The following is a 19,254-nucleotide window of genomic DNA, read 5'->3' on the forward strand; positions in this document are numbered from 1 at the left end:
AACCCATCGACGCACTTTTACAATTAATAATATTGTTATTTGGCAATCAATTCATAAGTATAATCGGGAGTTGAAAGATCTACAACAACCTGATAATCTCCAGCAGTTACGCTGATGTTTTCTCCTTTAGGAGCCAGTTTTCCATCGCTATCTCCAAGACCGAAATCTCCATTAGGAACATCCCATTCATCATTTGCACGGAATTTAATTGTACCATCCGTCAATGTCATATCCACTTTCAGCTTCAAGTCGGCCGGATCATAAACCAAATCTGTATCTTCATTCCATCCACCAGGAGTTGCATCTCCGATAACTCCAAAATTTACAAGCTGAACCGCATATGTAAGCTCCTTAATATTGAAAGTAAGATAATAATATCCTTCTTCGGCTGTCAGATTACCAGCATCTTCAATAGTCGACAATGTTCCTTCTGTTGAGCCAGCTCCATAATTAGGACCATCCCAATTTTGCTGTGAGATACATTTATACTCACCATTTAAATAAGCGTATCCGGCATAATTACCTTCTGCATCTACCGGATAAAGTTTCCCTATAACCGCAGCATCCGGCGCCCACCCCTGATGAGCTCCCACAACATATAATTGCTCCGGTCCGTCAATCGGAGCCTCAGGTTCCGGTTCATATGGAATGATTCGCCAGTTCTCGTTATCTTCACAACTTACAAGCCCGAAAGAAAGCAGCAAGGCCAATGCTATATACTTGAAATATGTTTTCATATGTTTCTAAATTATATAAGTTCTTTATTTTGAATATCCCGGATTTTGTGTCAGATTCTGGTTGACAGCAAGAGTATTTGCATGAATCGGGAATACCTGCAAATAAGGTTCTGTTTTAGGACGATCGGTTATGGCATCGTTAAACTTACCAAAACGAATCAAATCCTGACGTCTCCATCCTTCCCATGCCAATTCCAGCATACGTTCTTTTAACAAATTATCCAAAGTCGCATCTGCATGAGGTGCGCCGACACGATTTCTGACTTCATCCAAATCGGCCTGTCCACTCTGCCCGTTACGAACCAAAGCTTCGGCACGCATCAACACTACATCAGCATAACGGAACAACACCCAGTCGTTATGAGGACACTGACCATCTTCGGTTGCAGTCGGATCGTCCGCATACTTATACATACGTGCCCCCGCCATCTTCATACTGGTGTCGCTCTTGTCGAACTGAAGTTTAATTGCCATCGGCAAATATTCCAAAGGCTCTCCTGTTTCACTGTTGATAACTTCCTGTCCGTTTACAACAACTCGTCCTGTATAATAGGTCAGTTCCAAGCGAGGATCAGGATTTGCTGTACCATATCCGAATGTTTTCATAGCCTCAATAGTGGCAGAAGATCCGTTCCAACCTCCATTACCAAAGCCTAATGCCTTTCCTACATCGTAATGACGTGAACGTACCAGATACATATTACGAGATTTATACAATGTAGGATCCATAGGAATAACAAAAATATTTTCTTTAGAACCCTCATTGTTTACAACGAAATTCGCAAGGAAACCATTCGTTCCCTGATTCAGGGCATACCCACATTCCTTGATTTTATCGCAATAGGCAACAGTAGCTTCCCAACAGTTTTTTTCTATTCCATCTACCGTAAACATAATATTCTTGCCATCAGGACGAGATTGATCTGTCCAGTCATTATCGGTATAAACTTCTGCATTCAAGGCCAGCTTAGCCATAAGGAAATAAGCCGCAGCCTTCGTCATACGTCCATAATATTCTCCTTGAGCTGCACTCTTTTCATCTACAAGCAAAGGAATTGATTCTTCCAGTTCCTTCTTTACAAAATTAAATACCTCACTACGTTCAGACTGCTTGACATCTTTCATCTGAGTAAGTGAAGATTCAACAATCGGTACACGTGCAAACATATCCAGCAAATAATAATAATACATGGCACGAATAGCACGTACTTCGGCTTTATAGATATCGAAATACTCATTGTCCGGATCCATTTCCTTCAATTCAGTCAATTTATCAATAGACTGATTACACTGAACTACGACTCCATACAAATAATCCCATGTGGAAATAATAAGACCATTGTTCACACCCCAATTGTGAGTAAACAAATCTCTCCATAGTCCACCATCATCCCAGTCACCACCTCTCGTCGGAAGAATGGCATCATCAGCACTAAATGTATTTAAATCATAAAGTCCTCGGTCAGTTCCAGCTATACCACTGCCTCCCGCATCTGCGCCAATTTTGGTATAAAGATTAGCAACTGTATTCAAATAAATCATTTCCGGATTTTTATATGCTTCATCTTCCGGCATCTGATCAATCGGAGTTTCTTCCAAAAAAGAAGAACATCCACTAAAACTCATTGCTGCTGCAATAAAAAAACTATATAATAATTTTCTTTTCATAGTAATATTCATTTAAAAGTTAAGGCTAAGTCCCAGTGAATAAGTACGTGTAAGCGGATAGAAACGTTTATCATCAACACCTAAATCACTTCCTACTGTAGAACTGTTAATCATCGGTGACAATCCTGAATAGTTAGTAATAGTAGCTAAATTATTTACAGAGAATGTCAATCTTAAAGAATTGATATTCTTCAAGTTCTTTGTATTCAAATTCCAACCTAATGTTACATAATCAATATGTACATAATCTCCTCTTTCCAACCAATAATCGGTTACTGTCTGATCGTGGATATTCTTTTCTGGAGCTCCTTTCATCACATTATAAGTAGGGAACAAACTCATATTCATGTACGACAAAGAAGTTCCATTATAAATCTTATGTCCAAATGCACCGCTGAACTGAGTCTGGATATCAAACTGTTTGTAACGGAAGCTAATATTACCACCTAAATAGAATTTTGGCATAGCTTGTCCGGCAATATAGCGATCTTTTCCATCAGATATATCGACACCTTCCTGACCATCAATATCAAGAATATGATAAGTATATTCTCCATTACCAGTCATATCGATAAGTCCGTCACATTTAGGCAAATAAAATACGCCCAACGGCTGTCCTACCATCTGATAAATAACCTGATTATTTCCTCCGATAAATCCGGCACCATTCATTCCACCTAAGTTCATATATTCCTTAGCACTCAATGACTGTCCCATATATGAGCCACTCAATGACAACAGTTTATTCTTCTGCCAAGAGAAGTTTGCAGAGATAGTCAATTCCATATCTTTGGTTTTTACAGGTACGCCTGTTACTGCTACTTCAATACCGGTATTTTCCATTTCACCCAAATTGGCCAACAAAGTATTGAATGCAAAAGGAGGTACAGGTACAGCATAGTTATACAACAAGTCACTTGTCTTTGAATAATAATAATCTAAAGTACCAGTCAAACGGTTATCAAAGAATCCAGCATCGATACCAACATCAAACATACGTTTTACTTCCCATTTCAAGTCAGGGTTATCATTACGATTGATTCCGTATGTAACAACAGGTTTACCATTTACGGTAGTTACTCCTGTCGGACTCATCAGTTTCAAAGAATTATACGCACTGATTGCATCCTGATTACCAGTAAGACCGTAACCCGTTCTAATCTTCAAATTGGAAACGACATCTACATCCTTCAAGAAACTTTCTTCCTTCAATACCCAAGCCAATGAAGCTGATGGGAAGAATCCCCACTTATTGTTTGCTCCCAGTTTAGAAGAACCATCGGCACGCATATTTATTGTTGCAATGTATTTATCAGCAAAGCTATAATTGAAACGTCCCATGAACGAAGCAATTGAATAGCCATTCGAATATGAACTGACATCTCCATATTTTACTTCACCACCAGCACCTAAATTATTATATTCAAAGAAGTTTGTACCGAACTGTTTTGCTTTTGCGCCAAAACCCGTATATTTATAATCTTGCAATTCGGCCAGACCTAAGATATCAATATAATGCTTTCCAAATGCTTTCTTATAATTTGCCGTAAAGTTACCCAACAACACTCCACTCTTATTATCTGATTTTTCAGCAATACCACTTTGACCTTGTCCTGCCTTAATATTACTCGGAGTATATTTTGAATTCTCTTTCACATTATAAGTATAAGAACCAAAAGCACTTAATTTCAATCCATCTATAACAGTCCATGTAATACGTGCATTAGCATTAATGTAACTATTCGACTCAACATCCTTTATAGTCAAACGTCCCAAAGGATTCTGAGTTTCATTTGCATTCGGATCTTCCGGCCATGAACCATCGGCATTTGCAAAATCGGGGAAAGTCGGATTAAATGCAGCTGCAGAATAGAATGTCTTCTGATAGTCATTCAGATAACGTTTATCAACTTTAGAACCAAACATTCCGAAATCAAGTTTAACCTTGTCATTAAACATAGTTTGCGAAGCATCCAGTTTTGCAGTATAATTACGCATATAATTATCCTTAATGATACCCTTCTGGTCTATAACACCAATAGAAGCACGATAATTAGACGATTCAGTACCTCCCCCAAAAGACAAACGATGATTCTGAGTATAACCTGTCTGCTGCATAGCTTCTATGAAGTTTGTATCATACCCCATATCCAATGCATTAGCATATCCTCTATCAGCTACAACCTGACGATATGCATTGGCATCCAGCATTTCCAAATTCTTATAAACAGTTTCTACACCAAAACTACCATCATAACTTAAAGTCTTAACACCATTTTTACCTTTAATGGTAGTAACAACGATAACACCACTCGCACCTCTGGAACCATACTGTGCTGTTTCTGAAGCATCTTTCAAAACTGTAAAGCTTTCGATATCAGCAGGAGAGATAGCATTCAACATACTCAAATCTCCAAATACACCGTCAATAATAACTAACGGATCATTACCACCCGACAACGAAGTTGTACCACGTACACGAATAGAAGCTGAAGCTGTAGGGTCACCACCCGATTTCTGGATATTTACACCTGCAACTTTACCTTTAATAGCTTGCAAGGGGTTAGTTACAACGCCAGCATTCATATCTTCACGTCCGACACGCTGAATTGCACCTGAAACAGTACGCTGACTACCTGTAGCATAACCGATAACAATAACATCGTCCAGAACTTCCGTATCTTCATGAAGAACGACTTTCATATTGGCTGTTGCCGGAAGTTCCTGATTTTTATAACCAATAAAAGAAACGACCAAAATATCGCCTTTTTTAGCATCCAGAGTAAAATTTCCATCAAAATCGGTAATAGAGCCATTTGTCGTACCTTTTACTAAAATATTAGCTCCAATAATAGCCTCACCATTTTTGTCTACAACACTTCCCTTGACAACCAAGTTCTGCGCTAATACTTGAAGGGAAAAAAACATACCCACTATTGCCAACAGTAGATATTTCCCTGTGTGTTTAATAAATAGATCCTTGTTCATATTATTAAATTTTAAGTTAATAAAATTCCATATAGTTTACACTCCATTATGAATTATACGAATGGAGGCAATGTATTATTGCCTATTGAAAAAAATACTTACTATCTAAAAGAAAAGACAAACTTTGTAATATATCAGAAAAGGAAATGCCTCCTCTTCTGATATATTATTATTAAATTCAATACCTATTTACTTGATTTCTTTGATTGAAATAGCGTAACCGCCTCCAATACCTGCTTTCAGAGTTATTTTACTCTTGTTTGTGACTTTTTTCTTTGTTATGGTATACGCCTGAGGATTTTTATCCCAGCTTGCATCCTTGGCATCAGCATAAATAGTTGCTTCATATTTCTTGTCAGGATCGAGGAAGTCGAATGACAATTTAGAAACGTGACCGTTATAACCTGCCGTACATCCTACATACCAGTCGTTTGTATTCTTTGCGCGACGAGCAATGGTTATGTATTCTCCCGGTTCTGCCTCCAAGTACTTAGACTCATCCCAGTCGACAGCCACATCTTTGATAAACTGGAAAGCATCCATAAAACGTTCATAGTTTTCAGGAACATCAGCAGCCATCTGCAACGGACTATACATGGTTACATACAATGCCAGCTGACGTGCAAGCGTTGTACGAGCATGAGATTTATTATTCGGATTCATCTTACTGCAATCCGGTTCAAAGATACCCGGTGTATAATCCATCGGACCACCGATAAGACGAGTAAACGGCAAAATCGTTGTGTGATTTACATTGTTACCACCGAAAGACTCATATTCAGTTCCACGAGCCGATTCATTGCCAATCAGATTAGGATAAGTACGGCAAAGTCCTGTAGGACGTACTGCTTCGTGAGCATTAACCATAATTTTATAATCAGCAGCTTTCTTTACAGCATACAAATAGTGATCAACCATCCACTGACCGTAGTGATGTTCTCCTCTCGGAATAATGTCACCTACATAACCACTCTTTACAGAATGATAACCATTATCTACCATAAATTGATAAGCTTTATCCATATGGCGTTCATAATTGCGGACAGAAGATGAAGTTTCATGATGCATCATCATTTCAATACCTTTACTTGCCGCATAACGATGAATTTCTTCTACATCAAAATCTGGATAAGGAGTCACGAAATCGAACACATAATCTTTGCTCTTACCAAACCAGTCTTCCCATCCTTGATTCCATCCTTCCACCAGTACAGCATCAAAACCATGTTTAGCAGCAAAATCAATATAACGTTTTACATTTGCCGTATTAGCAGAATGCTTTCCATTTGGCTTAGTCTGTGAGTAATCAGTTTGTCCCAATTTTACACTTGGCAATTCATCTGTATATGCCCATGTACCTTTATTGGTGATCATATCCCACCATACGCCAATATATTTCACAGGATGAATCCAAGAAGTATCTTCTATCTTACATGGTTCATTCAGGTTCAAGGTAATTCGCGAAGCCAGAATGTTACGGGCATCATCGCTTACGATAATCGTACGCCAAGGCGAATTACATGGAGTCTGCATATATCCTTTATCTCCCTTTGCATCAGGAGTCAGCCATGATTCAAAAATCATATTCTTATCATCCAAGTTCAAACTCATACAAGAATAATCTTTCAATGCAGCTTCATGCAAGTTTATATAAAGCCCATCATCAGTCTTCATCATCAATGCTGTTTGAACACCTGTTTGTGAGAACACATACTGTGAAGAATTTTCTGTTACAGCCGAACTCATCTTTCCACGTATTTCAGATAAGCGTGAAGTTGTGTAATCGTATTCTTGTGTATCATAATCTCCCGGAATCCAGAATGCTGTATGATCTCCCGTCATAGCAAACTGAGTATGTTCTTCTTTGATAACAAAATAATTCAGATTTTTTTGCTGAGGGAACTCGTATCGAAAACCTAAACCATCATTGAACAAACGAAAACGGATAATGATATAACGATCATTTTCAGGCTGGTCAAGTGTAACTTCCAGTTCGTTGTAATGATTACGGATTTCACTTTCTTCTCCCCACACCGGACGCCAAACTTCATCGAAAGTAGAAGTACGTGTATCTTTAATCTTAAATCCAGTCATCAGATTCATTTTTTCATCTACGCGTTCCTTATCTTTGCGTTCTGTCCATTCAAATCCGATTCTCTTTTCTGGATCTTCTCTCTTCAGTTCAAGGCCAAGAGTACTAGGCTTTATCACAGCTTTATCTTTAAAGAAAAGCTCATATACAGGAGCCCCGTTACTGTTTAAACTAAAGTTCATTTTTAAATTACCATCTGGTGAAGTCAGATTTTGTGCACTCAATGCAAACGCACAGTAGCACATAGCTACAAAGGCAAAGGTTCTTTTTAGATTCATAGTTTTATAAGGTATTATGATTAATAATTTTTTAGGTCATAAGTAAAATTAAATGCGTTATCAGTTTGTTATTTCTTTCATATGAAAAATACAAACCTACAAAACATTTAATTAATTATATTTCAGATAATTGACTCATAAGACAGGAGCAATAAATATAAATCCATTAGAAACAGAAAATCAAAATTTCACGTTCTTTCAGAGATAATTTATCTGTCAAAGCCACATGCTTCCCACTCAAGAAATCTATGCTTTCCGGCTGTGGCAATATCTCCTGGTAAGGTTTTAAATTCAATTCCTGCGGACTATCCGTACCATTCATTATTACAACAACAGACTTGCCATTATACACTCGTTGATAAACATAGGTACCCTGACTGATAGAATAATGTTTTAATGTACCATGAGAAAGTACTTTATTTCCCTTACGCCAATTCAATAATTTACGAGTAAAATCGAATGCTTCATTCTGCAATGCTGTACGTCCATCTGGTACGAAGCAATTTATTTTATCTTCTTGCCAGCCCCCAGGAAAGTCCTTTCTTAATTCTCCATCTCCATTTCCCTTGTCACCAGTCATCAAAATCTCTGTACCATAATATATCTGCGGTATTCCGCGTGTAGTAAGCAAAAATGTTATGGCCTGTTTATACCGCGTCAAGTTAGCAGCCTTCTCATCAGTTGTAACAAAACGAGAAGTATCATGGTTATCGAAGAACACCAGCAGATTCATCGGATCTGCATATACGATATCCTGTGTCAGATAGTCGTACAATTTATACAGTCCTCCTCCCCATTCTCCAGTTTCTTCATCAAAAGCTTGGTTCATCAAACTTTGTAAAGGGAAATCCATTACTGTCGGTAAATTGGAATTTCGTGGAGCTGCCAGTTTGCTATCTTTCTGCCAATAAGAAACTAAGACATTACTATTTAACCATGTTTCACCTACGATATTAAAATAAGGATATTCTTCAAGTACTTCCTTACACCATTCACTCATAAAATCAAAATCAGCATACGGATGAGTATCCTGACGAATCCCATTAATGCCCGTATACTCAATCCACCAAATACTATTTTGAATAAGATAACGTGCTACATGACGATTACGCTGATTCCAGTCAGGCATAACTGAAGTAAACCATCCATCAGTAGCAATCTTACGTTCATACTCACTGGCATGTACATCCATTACGCTAGCTGTTTTAAATGAAGTCTGCACATATTCCGAGTGAAAATTAAACCATTCTTTAGAGGGTTTATCTTTAAACAGGTAATTTTCACTACCACAATGGTTGAAAATCATGTCCATCACAACCTTCAACCCTTTCTGATGTGCCTTTTCAACCAATGTCTTAAATTCCTCATTACTTCCTAAACGACGATCCAGCTGATAATAATCTGTAATGGCATAACCATGATACGACCCCTCTTTCATGTCGTTCTCCTGAGTTGGATTCAGCCAAATAGCTGCTACCCCCAAATCTGCAATATAATCCAGATGATCAGCAATACCTTGTAAATCACCTCCATGCCGAGCAAAAGAGTCATTACGGTCTACTCTATTTTCGAGCATTCCTTCAACAATATCATTATCTGGATTCCCATTAGCAAAGCGATCAGGCATAATCAAATAAAGGACATCCTCCGAAGTAAATCCCTTTATATCATCTCCCTTACGTATACGCTTTTTTAGCTCATAAGGAATCGTCTGTGTTTTTTTCCCTTCCTTCAACAATATATTAAAGATCTGTGCTTTTGCCTCCGACAAATCCAGATAAAGCAACAAGTAATTCGGATTATCCTGCTTTACCACTTCTTTCAGGATAATTCCTTTTCCAGACAGCGTCACATCACAAGAAGCAATATGATCACCATATAATAAAATCTGTAGTTCAGGATTTTTCATTTCGGCCCACCAATACGCAGGAGCAACCTTATGAATCTTTACAGCCCCATTCGCACGACAAATTCCGAAAAGACTAAAGACAGCCATAAATAAAAGCCATATCTGTATCTGTTTCATGATATTTAAGATTAATATGATTTAAAATGTTTTTCAATGCAAAAGTATACCTCTGTTAATTTTTTTGTTATATTTGGAATTAAAATATAAATGCCTTATCAAAGTAAATTACTGAAAATAAGAATCTTGTTATCAACATAACATACCAATAATATAAACGGATTTAACTTTTGTTCTTGCATTATTACTTGGTAAAAACATACAATAAATAACAATGAAACAAAATATGCTCAGAATCAAATACAGATTTTTCTGGTTGCTGGCTGGAATGATTTTATTCATTTTGCCTGCTAAAGCAGAAGAGTTATCCCACGAAAAGGTATTGGAGCAGCTTGATGAGGTCATCTCGCAGAAAGCACTATATCGTACAGAACGTGAAAGAACTCTCTATCAGCTTAAACAACGCCTTTATTACGCCACAACCGAAAAGGATAAGTACGAGCTTTACAATGAATTATTCGGGCTGTATTTACACTATCAGGCGGATTCCGCCTCTCATTATATAAACAAAAAGGCAGAATACGCTGCACTGCTGAACAAACCGGAATTATACAATGAAATAATTATCAACCGGGCAGAAGTAATGGGAGTTATGGGAATGTATAGTGAAGCATTAACCGAATTACAAAAAATACAACCAGAACAGCTGGGCAAGAAAAATCTGACATATTATTATTTTACTCTGCGCACATATTATGGATGGCTGGCCGATTATACCGTAGACCGTAAAGCTAAACAAAAATACCTGCAACTGACAGATCAATATCGTGATTCGATAATGAACAATATAGATTCCTGCATAGACCGCAACATTGTTCTATCCGAACGATTCATACTCTCTTCGCATCCCGACAAAGCAATTCCTATGTTAAACCAAATGCTTACCACTTCCCTCGACATGAAGCAGAAAGCATATGTAAACTATACGCTGTCACTGGCATACGAAGCAAAGAATGAAATCGATATGCAAATCTATTATCTGGCACAAACTGCCATCATCGATTTAAGTATGCCAGTCAGAGAATATGCTTCGCTGCAAAAACTGGCACGACTCCTTTACCGACATGGAGATTTGAAAAGAGCATACAGCTACCTAAGCTGCTCTATGGAAGATGCAGTGGCTTGCAATGCCCGACTACGTTTTGCGGAAGTTACAGAGTTTTATCCGATTATTGATCATGCATATTCGCAAAAAGAAGCGCAAGAAAAAAGAATGGTTGTCATACTTCTGGTATGTATGGGCGTACTGGCTATCCTACTGATCATACTGGCTTTATACTTATATTACGGATTAAAGAAACTGTCGGTTATGCGAAAGAACCTGTACATATCCAACAAAGAGTTGCAGGCAGCCAATATGAATCTGGCACAGACCGGTAAAATCAAGGAAGTATATATAGCCCGTTACCTGGACCGCTGTGTCAGCTATCTGGACAAACTTGAACAATATCGCCGTTCGCTCGAAAAACTGGCAATGGCTTCACGCATCGACGACCTGTTCAAAGCTATACGCTCCGAACAATTCCTGCGCGACGAGCGGAAAAATTTCTACAATGAATTCGACAAATCGTTTTTAGAGTTGTTCCCCAACTTCATTACCGATTTCAACAATCTGCTGAACGATGAAGGAAAAATATATCCCAAGCCCGGTGAAATACTCAATACGGAACTTCGTATTTTTGCCTTAATACGCCTGGGAGTAACCGACGCCAACCATATCGCTCATTTCCTTGGATACTCACTGGCTACGGTTTATAACTACCGAAGCAAAATACGCAATAAGGCAAAAGGTGACAAAGATAACTTCGAACAAATGGTGATGGGGTTATAACCAACATCAACAAACCGAAATCCAATCATTCAGAACATCCTAAAAAAGAAACTGTTTCTCAAAAATATTCAATTCTTTTGAGAAACAGTTTCCATAATGCTCCGGATAGCTTTTAAAAGCTCAATCCAGCTACAAAGTAAAATCCCTCAGTAGAAGGATTCCATATCGCCTTTGCAAACAAAGGCAACGACCAGTTTTTAGTAATCTTTATTTCCTTGGCAGCTTCGACAGCCACTTCGCATACAGCAAAACCATTTATCATATCCTTTGAATAACTGGAGTTTTCTCCACCCGTATAAAAATCATTTTCCCAAGGAGTTGCTCCAATCTCTACATTCCAGTCCAGACCGCCCAATACAAAAGGAACCGCAACCGAGCAGTAAGAAGCGTAAGCCTTGCTGCCATCTGCCTTATAGCCAATATATCCGGCAAAGTTTGTAAACCAGTTTACGGCAAGAATTCCGAAATCATATCCTACCTGAGCTTCAAAAGTATGGCTGGTATTATGAGCGCCATAGTGAAAATATCCCGGTCCGCCGCTGATCCAATAATCTGTAACCGAAACGCTAAAACCTTTTACTTCATACCCCAACGTCAAGTCAAATTCTTTTGTATCATCTTTGTCGAATCCAACCGTTCCCCATCCCGTCAAGGAAAGTCCTTTATAAGCCAATGATACTTCCGGCTGAACACTTACATTTCCTAAATCCTGACCACGCCAGACATAACCACTCACCAAATCCATACCGACGCCCGCCTCTACCTTGTCTTGCGCCTTTACCTTAACAGGGCATAAGACAAGCATTACGAACACCCATAACATCACCTTTCGGATCACTTTCATCATCATAATTTGCATCTGTCAATAACTATTTAATAAAACGGATGCAAAGTTAGAAAATAAAATCGCCCGAACCGCATCAAATGCCTTATCACTCTTACTTTTATCCCCCTAATTCTGCTTTTCTTCTTTTTCCCTGTTCCGGTAAATACTCTTTATCAAATTACAAGCCATAGGCAAATCAATGCTTCCAGTATTGATCATCAGGTTATAATGATGCGGCTCACCCCATTTTTCTCCTGTATAATATTCATAATGAGCAATACGGTTATGGTTGATCCGCCTGATTTCCGTTTCAGCCTTATCTGCCGCAATGCCATATTCCTGCACGCAACGTGCGCATGCACTCTTCAAATCGGAATAACAGAAAACCTTAATCAGATTTGGATAATTCTTCAAGACAAAATCGGCACACCTGCCCACAATGATACACGATTCCTTTTCAGCCAGTTCTTCGATAATCTTACTTTCTGCAACAAACAATACATCATCCGACGAAAGGCTGCGTTCCAATGCCTGCTCGCTACTTTTACCTAAAATACATTTCAGCCAGAAAGAAGGAATAGACTGCTCGTTTTTCTTGATATATTGTTCGTCTATGCCACTCTTTTGTGCCACCAGATGAATAAACTCCTTATCATACAGCTTAATTCCCAACTCCTTGGACAGCATTTCACCCAGCAAATGTCCTCCACTTCCATACTCCCTTGCAATGGTAATGATAACATGCTGTGCATTCTTCAGAGTAACCGTAACCTTACCAGCCCCTTCATTAATCCATTTATCGAAACAACGGTAGTAAGGACTGATAAAATGTACAATCGGTCCAACCAGCAAAGCTGCGGCTACCGTTCCTTCACGCACCCCATAGATGCCCGACAGGAAACACAATGACAGCACGCATGCGATACAGACCAGCGTAATATCGAAACACAACTTTACGTAGCCAAACTCACCGTGAAAGCGTTTAGATATGACACGGACAAAATACTCCCCAGCCATCATTGCCACATCGGCCTTTACCTCCAGCGTAATTCCCGCCGCCAATACCACACATCCTACAAGCAAGTAAGCAAACTGGCTTATATACGTCACAGGCTCCACCCAATAAAGCATGTTCATACACACATCGATAAACGTACCGAAACACAAAGAAATCGGTATCTGAAGTAAAAACATCCGCAAGTCGTCTTTCAGTTCCCGCCACGTCATAAAAGGAAGTTCGAGAAGTACGAACAAAAGATTCAGGGCAATTGTCCACTGTCCTATGGTAAGTGGAGTAAACATACTCAGCACATAGGTAACGCTCGTAATTGGAGATGTACCCAGCAAAGCCTTCGTTATAAGGGCGATACCCATGGCATTGACAAACAAGGAAACGGCAAACAAACCATACCGTCTATACATGAATTTATTCATAAAGCCTTCTATTGATTGGCGCAAAGTTCATGCTATTTTTTTATTTCCATTCATAAAAGAATAACTGTTGTTGGTTAAAAACGAAACAAATCTTATTTTTGTAAAGAAAAAACCTTTTTATGAAATTATTTGATCCTGACAAAAACGGTTTTCCTGTTTCCGGTGAAGAAAATCCTCCTTATCATGTTGTAAAATGTTCTTTTGAGAAAGAGGAATCTGTCGTTTTGAAAAAAGGATTCTTTATTATTTTAGTTGCAAACGGAACAGCGCTGCTATCGAACAACAACGACAGTCACCTTATTCGGAAAAACGATCTGATCATACTGACTCCAAGTATGACCAACACCCTGCACGAGAAAAGTTCCGATTTTGCCATGACGTGCATTTATATCTATCCTGATTATTTCGATACGCTCTCGGACGGACAGGCAATGTATCATCAACTGGCCAGATTTATCAACAAATACAATATTCCAGCACTTCATCTGGAAACGGACACATTCTGCTATCTGCAACAAACAGCCGAATTGTTCTCGGACAAACTGAAATGCTTCCGGATTTACCAAAACAGCATTACCAGTCATCTGTGCAATTTCTTATTATTGCAAATAGCCGACATTCTTTACCGGAATACCCAAAATGCTTCGGTCTGCATCAAGCGTACGGACGAGATATTCCGTAATTTCAAGAAATTACTCATCAACAATTACAAAAGACACCATGATATTCTGTTTTATGCCAACAAACTGAATATATCGACCACTTACCTTTCTCGTATCGTAAAACGTACAACCGGACGCACGGTACGCTTTCATGTATCGGAACTGCTCTGTGCAGAGGCAAGACGCCTGCTCGAAAGTACGGATATGGGAATAAAGGAGATAGCCGATAACCTCGGCTTTTCCGACCAGTCTGTCTTCGGCAAATTCTTCGTCAAGATGACAGGAGTTTCTCCACTCAAGTACAGGAAAAGATGAAAATCCTGAGAAATATAGAAAAAAAGAAAAGAGCCAAGCATCAGATTACTCATTCTGCTTAGCTCTTTTCCTGGTACCCAGACCCGCATTTGAAATAATTAAAGTAGGGAAAATGTGGGTAAAAAGAAAAACGCAGAAAAATACAGCAATATAACTATATATCAACTATTTACAATCATATTAAATTTTAATCCGAATTAATCCGATTGCAAATTATTTAGCAGATGTGGGGAAAATGTGGGGAAAATATCTATATTTGCATCCAGATAGATATTTAACCTGTAAGCCTATGAAAGTAACTTTCATCATTAAAAAAACGGCCAAACGGTATGATACCGAATCAACCGCAACTATTTATATCCGTCTGAGAAATGGAAGACAGCTTGATTCTGTTGCTCCTACCCAGCTTTCAATCAATCCCAACCTGTGGGATGAAAAAGCAGAGTGTGTAAAAACAAAAGCTGTCTGCAACGAAGATTTAAGGACTGGCATAAATGAAGAGATACGAAAGCTGAAAACCTATGTGGAAAAATCCTTTCATACGGAAAAAGAATCCGTTGATAAAGAATGGCTGAAACTGACCTTAGACAGATATTATCATCCTGAAAAGTATTTCACACCGGAAGAGATTGTCATCAAGTCGACTTTCGGAGAGCTGTTTGACAGCTTTCTGGAAAAGCATCCGTTATCGGAAGTAAGGAAAAAGAATTTCAGGGTGGTAAAAAGAGCCTTATTGCGTTATGAGCTGTATGTACGGGAAACCCAAAGAGGGCAAAAAGGATTTGTTCTTGATGTTGATACCGTCACACCTGAAACGCTGCGGGACATGTGGGACTTCTTCGAGAACGAATACCAATATTATGAATTGTACCCAAGCATTTATGAAACAATCCCGGAAAAGAGAACTCCGCAACCACGTGGAAAAAACACTCTGATAGACTGCTTTTCAAGAATACGCACATTCTTTCTGTGGTGTTTCGACAACAAGCTGACCGCTAACAGACCGTTTGACAAGTTTCCGATAGAGGAATGTAAATACGGAACCCCTGTTTATATCAACCTTGAAGAAAGGGACAGGATCTTCAATGCTGACCTGTCAGCCACTCCACAGCTGGAGATACAGAGGGACATTTTCATTTTCCAGACACTTATAGGATGCAGAGTAAGCGACCTGTACAGAATGACCAAACTGAACGTGGTGAACGAAGCCATTGAATACATACCGAAAAAAACCAAAGAGGGCAATCCTGTAACGGTACGTGTTCCGTTGAACGACAAGGCAAAGAAGATTCTTGAACGGTATAAAGACCATGAGGGAAAACTCCTGCCGTTCATATCCGAACAGAAATACAATGAAGCAATAAAAAAGATATTCAAACTTTCGGGAGTGGACAGGATTGTCACTATATTAGACCCGTTGACACGTGATGAAGTCAAAAAACCGCTTTATGAAGTGGCAAGCAGCCACCTTGCAAGACGCACCTTCATCGGTAATATTTATAAGAAGGTGAAAGACCCTAATCTTGTTTCGGCACTGTCGGGACACAAGGAAGGCAGCAAGGCTTTCAGACGATACAGGGATATTGACGAAGAAATGAAGAAAGACCTCGTTAAACTTTTAGACTAAGCCTATATGGGACAACAGGAATATGACAATTTCAAAAGACTGATAAGGGAGTGGCTTGACAGCCATCCCGATGAATATGCGACTTTCGTGGAAGAAATGAACGACAAGGAGTTCAAGGGATTTGTCAAGGTTTTCAAAGTTGCCACAACCTTGGTACCGAAATACAAGGAAGCCACACGCAGACGGATCGGAGACGACAAAATCTCCGATTTCGAGGAACTGGAGAATGTGCTTCTGGATTCAGACCTTGCCAAAAAGATTGTGAACGAGTTCCACCATTCAAAAAGGCGGAGCATCATACCTGCCATGCTCGCATGGCTGTACTACGGACGGAGTTATGAGTGCATGGTGGAACAGGGAGAGGAACTGGCCAAAAGAAAAGGTATTACAAGACTATACAAATGGCTTGTTTCCTATATGGTCAGGTTCATCATCAAAAAGAGCATCAGCAGCGGCATGAGAACCAAGGAGGACTGGGTGGCTTTCAGAAAGCAGCAGAAAGCCATTGAGGAAAACAACCTCGTGGAATGGTCTATTGAGGATGAAGAAGACATTGAAGAAACCGAAACGGAAGATACGGACAGCCTGCAGCAAGGACAGCCCAAGAGTGCCGGACGAAAAGCCGACACACGCACCCTGCCGGAGCTGCTGATAGAGAACAGGGATGTCATTATGGAAAGAATCGGAACAAGGCTGAAAACGCATACGACCGAAACGGACATCGCACGTCTGTACATCGCACTGGTGGAATACCGCTTCATGCGCCCCTGTCCCATAAAGACTTTCCGGAACGCACTGCAACAGCAATACACAGACCTCAGCATCGTACACGAAAGGGGAATACAGAAAGCGTACAGGAACCTTACCACACCTTTCGGAGGCAGCAAAAAACTGATAAAGGACATCGGGGAAGACCATGTTGCCATAGAGGAATTAAAGGCTTATCTATCCGCTTGAAATTCGTTTAATTCGTTTTTGGATTTTACGAATTTAACGCATTGAAATCCATTGATTTACGATTATTTTTCGTTATATATTTGTGCCACTATCCTAATCGGGGTAGTGGTTTTTCGTTTATAATACTGCCGAAACGGGAAGTCTTACAACCGGCAGTTTCAACAAGCCTATGACAGACCTGATGGCGATTATCCAAAGCGGAAACGGCAACATCAAACTGGAAGTGACAGGCGAAGACCTGCTCATGTTTTCAAACCAGCTGATAAGCCGTGCCAAGCATGAACTCTCCACCGCCATTGCGGAAGCGAGAAAGGAAAAGTACCTCACAAAGGAGGAAGTGAAGAAAATGTGCGACGTGTGTGACACCACCCTTTGGCACTGGGCAAAGAAGAACTATCTGAAACCCGTAAAGGTGGGGAACAAGGTCAGATACCGACAGTCGGACATACAGAAAATCCTGGGTGAACGCAATCCTTCAATCTGAGCCTATGAAAGAGGAAGAATACATGCGTGTGGGAACGACACTGTACAAGGTCGTAAACCAGCCCTGCGCCAGCGGAGGGTATGAGAAAAGACGTGTGATATGGAACAACTGCACACTCAGGCAGGACTACGGGAAGAACTATCTTGCGACCGTCCCGAAGTATGACGGATTCTGTACCGTTCCCGACCATCTGAACTACCGGAAGGAGATTGACGGTTTCCTGAATCTGTACGAACCGATAGAGCATACTCCGCAGATAGGGGATTTCCCGAACATACGTTCTCTGGTGCTTCACATTTTCGGTGAGCAGTACAATCTGGGACTGGACTATCTGCAACTGCTGTTCCTGCAGCCGTTGCAGAAACTTCCCATACTCCTGCTGGTATCGGAAGAGAGGAACACGGGCAAGAGTACGTTCCTTAATTTCCTGAAAGCCGTATTCGGGGATAACGTGACATTCAACACCAACGAGGATTTCCGGAGCCAGTTCAATTCCGACTGGGCCGGAAAGCTGCTCATTGTCGTGGACGAGGTGCTGCTCAACCGCAGGGAGGACAGCGAGCGGTTGAAGAACCTGAGCACCACATTCAATTACAAGGTGGAAGCCAAAGGGAAAGACCGCACGGAAATAGCCTTCTTCGCCAAGTTCGTATTGTGTTCAAACAACGAGTACCTGCCTGTTATCATTGACGCAGGGGAAACACGATACTGGGTAAGGAAGATAAATCCGCTGCAGAACGATGACACGAATTTCCTGCAAAAACTGAAAGAGGAAATCCCTGCCTTCCTGTTCTTCCTGACGCAAAGGAAGCTTTCAACGGAAAAGGAAAGCCGTATGTGGTTCAATCCGAAGCTGACACATACGGCAGCCCTGCAGAAAATCATCCGGAGCAACCGCAACCGTCTGGAGATAGAAATGGCTGAACTGTTCCTTGACATCATGTCAAACATGAATGTGGAAAGCGTATCATTCTGCCTGAACGACCTCATGACACTGCTTATCTATTCGCAGGTAAAGGCAGAGAAATATCAGGTGCGGAAAGTGGTTCAGGAAGTATGGAAGCTGACTTCCGCACCGAACTCGCTTTCCTACACCGCCTATGAGATTGCTCCCCACCGTGACTGCCACTACGAAACGAAAAGGAAGACAGGAAGGTTCTACACGATAACCAAGAAACAGCTGACCGCTATATGATTATTTTGATGAAATGATGAATGCAGTATATAACACATTGTATTACAACATAATACAAGTTCATCATTCATTCATCGGAATATAATGCTGATGAAAAGAGAAATCATCATTTCTTTTTTGACAAGCAGTCTGAT

At 40.0% G+C, this 19,254-nt stretch carries 13 protein-coding genes; 6 read left to right on the forward strand and 7 right to left on the reverse strand.

Annotation, left to right across the window (positions count from 1 at the left end; genetic code table 11):
* Positions 1 to 35 precede the first annotated feature (35 nt).
* The 5 genes from ACZM60_RS02100 to ACZM60_RS02120 all read right to left on the reverse strand — a co-directional run bounded on the left by ACZM60_RS02100 (position 36) and on the right by ACZM60_RS02120 (position 9,789).
* Positions 36 to 737 carry a cadherin repeat domain-containing protein gene (locus ACZM60_RS02100; RefSeq protein ID WP_021972087.1) on the reverse strand — a complete coding sequence of 234 codons (702 nt, stop codon included), beginning with the start codon at positions 735 to 737 and terminating at the stop codon, positions 36 to 38.
* A 24-nt stretch (positions 738 to 761) separates the two neighbouring features.
* Positions 762 to 2,405, reverse strand: a complete 1,644-nt coding sequence (locus ACZM60_RS02105) for a RagB/SusD family nutrient uptake outer membrane protein (protein WP_489520671.1) — start codon at positions 2,403 to 2,405, stop codon at positions 762 to 764.
* A 12-nt stretch (positions 2,406 to 2,417) separates the two neighbouring features.
* Positions 2,418 to 5,393, reverse strand: coding sequence for a SusC/RagA family TonB-linked outer membrane protein (locus tag ACZM60_RS02110; RefSeq protein ID WP_021972085.1), 2,976 nt, complete (start codon positions 5,391 to 5,393; stop codon positions 2,418 to 2,420).
* Between the two features lie 189 nt (positions 5,394 to 5,582).
* Complete coding sequence (locus ACZM60_RS02115) at positions 5,583 to 7,763, reverse strand: glycoside hydrolase family 97 protein (protein WP_489520672.1); 2,181 nt, start codon at positions 7,761 to 7,763, stop codon at positions 5,583 to 5,585.
* Between the two features lie 166 nt (positions 7,764 to 7,929).
* Positions 7,930 to 9,789, reverse strand: a complete 1,860-nt coding sequence (locus ACZM60_RS02120) for a glycoside hydrolase family 13 protein (protein ID WP_489520673.1) — start codon at positions 9,787 to 9,789, stop codon at positions 7,930 to 7,932.
* A 235-nt stretch (positions 9,790 to 10,024) separates the two neighbouring features.
* On the opposite strand from ACZM60_RS02120, the gene susR reads away from it, so the two are divergent.
* On the forward strand, positions 10,025 to 11,620 hold the full coding sequence (susR, locus tag ACZM60_RS02125; RefSeq protein ID WP_489520689.1) for a SusR family glycan utilization regulator: 1,596 nt from the start codon (positions 10,025 to 10,027) through the stop codon (positions 11,618 to 11,620).
* A gap of 112 nt (positions 11,621 to 11,732) precedes the next feature.
* Here the strand turns inward: susR and ACZM60_RS02130 are convergent, their stop codons facing one another.
* Both ACZM60_RS02130 and ACZM60_RS02135 read right to left on the reverse strand, forming a co-directional pair.
* Positions 11,733 to 12,467: a hypothetical protein gene (locus ACZM60_RS02130; RefSeq protein ID WP_489520690.1), complete on the reverse strand. Its 735-nt coding sequence runs from the start codon at positions 12,465 to 12,467 to the stop codon at positions 11,733 to 11,735.
* 105 nt (positions 12,468 to 12,572) lie between these two features.
* A complete protein-coding gene (locus ACZM60_RS02135; RefSeq protein ID WP_489520674.1) occupies positions 12,573 to 13,880 on the reverse strand; it encodes a DUF6198 family protein in 1,308 nt (435 codons plus the stop codon).
* A gap of 119 nt (positions 13,881 to 13,999) precedes the next feature.
* Between ACZM60_RS02135 and ACZM60_RS02140 the strand changes: the two genes are divergently transcribed.
* The 5 genes from ACZM60_RS02140 to ACZM60_RS02160 all read left to right on the forward strand — a co-directional run bounded on the left by ACZM60_RS02140 (position 14,000) and on the right by ACZM60_RS02160 (position 19,120).
* Positions 14,000 to 14,857, forward strand: a complete 858-nt coding sequence (locus tag ACZM60_RS02140) for a helix-turn-helix domain-containing protein (RefSeq protein ID WP_489520675.1) — start codon at positions 14,000 to 14,002, stop codon at positions 14,855 to 14,857.
* Between the two features lie 289 nt (positions 14,858 to 15,146).
* Complete coding sequence (locus ACZM60_RS02145; protein ID WP_489520676.1) at positions 15,147 to 16,484, forward strand: site-specific integrase; 1,338 nt, start codon at positions 15,147 to 15,149, stop codon at positions 16,482 to 16,484.
* Between the two features lie 6 nt (positions 16,485 to 16,490).
* The gene (locus ACZM60_RS02150; protein ID WP_303522260.1) at positions 16,491 to 17,441 is read left to right on the forward strand and encodes a DUF6043 family protein; all 951 of its coding nucleotides are present in this window, start codon (positions 16,491 to 16,493) and stop codon (positions 17,439 to 17,441) included.
* A gap of 169 nt (positions 17,442 to 17,610) precedes the next feature.
* A complete protein-coding gene (locus ACZM60_RS02155; protein ID WP_005797547.1) occupies positions 17,611 to 17,925 on the forward strand; it encodes a helix-turn-helix domain-containing protein in 315 nt (104 codons plus the stop codon).
* Positions 17,926 to 17,929: 4 nt separating this feature from the next.
* Positions 17,930 to 19,120: a primase-helicase family protein gene (locus tag ACZM60_RS02160; RefSeq protein ID WP_489520677.1), complete on the forward strand. Its 1,191-nt coding sequence runs from the start codon at positions 17,930 to 17,932 to the stop codon at positions 19,118 to 19,120.
* Positions 19,121 to 19,254 lie beyond the last annotated feature (134 nt).

Source organism: Phocaeicola sp. (genome assembly GCF_057861905.1).

Coding starts and splice junctions, on each gene's coding strand:
- ACZM60_RS02110 (WP_021972085.1), bottom strand. CDS start 5,393: ATGAACAAGGATCTATTTATTAAACACACAGGGAAATATCTACTGTTG.
- ACZM60_RS02105 (WP_489520671.1), bottom strand. CDS start 2,405: ATGAAAAGAAAATTATTATATAGTTTTTTTATTGCAGCAGCAATGAGT.
- ACZM60_RS02155 (WP_005797547.1), top strand. CDS start 17,611: ATGACAGACCTGATGGCGATTATCCAAAGCGGAAACGGCAACATCAAA.
- ACZM60_RS02140 (WP_489520675.1), top strand. CDS start 14,000: ATGAAATTATTTGATCCTGACAAAAACGGTTTTCCTGTTTCCGGTGAA.
- ACZM60_RS02145 (WP_489520676.1), top strand. CDS start 15,147: ATGAAAGTAACTTTCATCATTAAAAAAACGGCCAAACGGTATGATACC.
- ACZM60_RS02135 (WP_489520674.1), bottom strand. CDS start 13,880: ATGAATAAATTCATGTATAGACGGTATGGTTTGTTTGCCGTTTCCTTG.
- ACZM60_RS02120 (WP_489520673.1), bottom strand. CDS start 9,789: ATGAAACAGATACAGATATGGCTTTTATTTATGGCTGTCTTTAGTCTT.
- ACZM60_RS02150 (WP_303522260.1), top strand. CDS start 16,491: ATGGGACAACAGGAATATGACAATTTCAAAAGACTGATAAGGGAGTGG.
- ACZM60_RS02130 (WP_489520690.1), bottom strand. CDS start 12,467: ATGATGAAAGTGATCCGAAAGGTGATGTTATGGGTGTTCGTAATGCTT.
- ACZM60_RS02115 (WP_489520672.1), bottom strand. CDS start 7,763: ATGAATCTAAAAAGAACCTTTGCCTTTGTAGCTATGTGCTACTGTGCG.
- ACZM60_RS02160 (WP_489520677.1), top strand. CDS start 17,930: ATGAAAGAGGAAGAATACATGCGTGTGGGAACGACACTGTACAAGGTC.
- ACZM60_RS02100 (WP_021972087.1), bottom strand. CDS start 737: ATGAAAACATATTTCAAGTATATAGCATTGGCCTTGCTGCTTTCTTTC.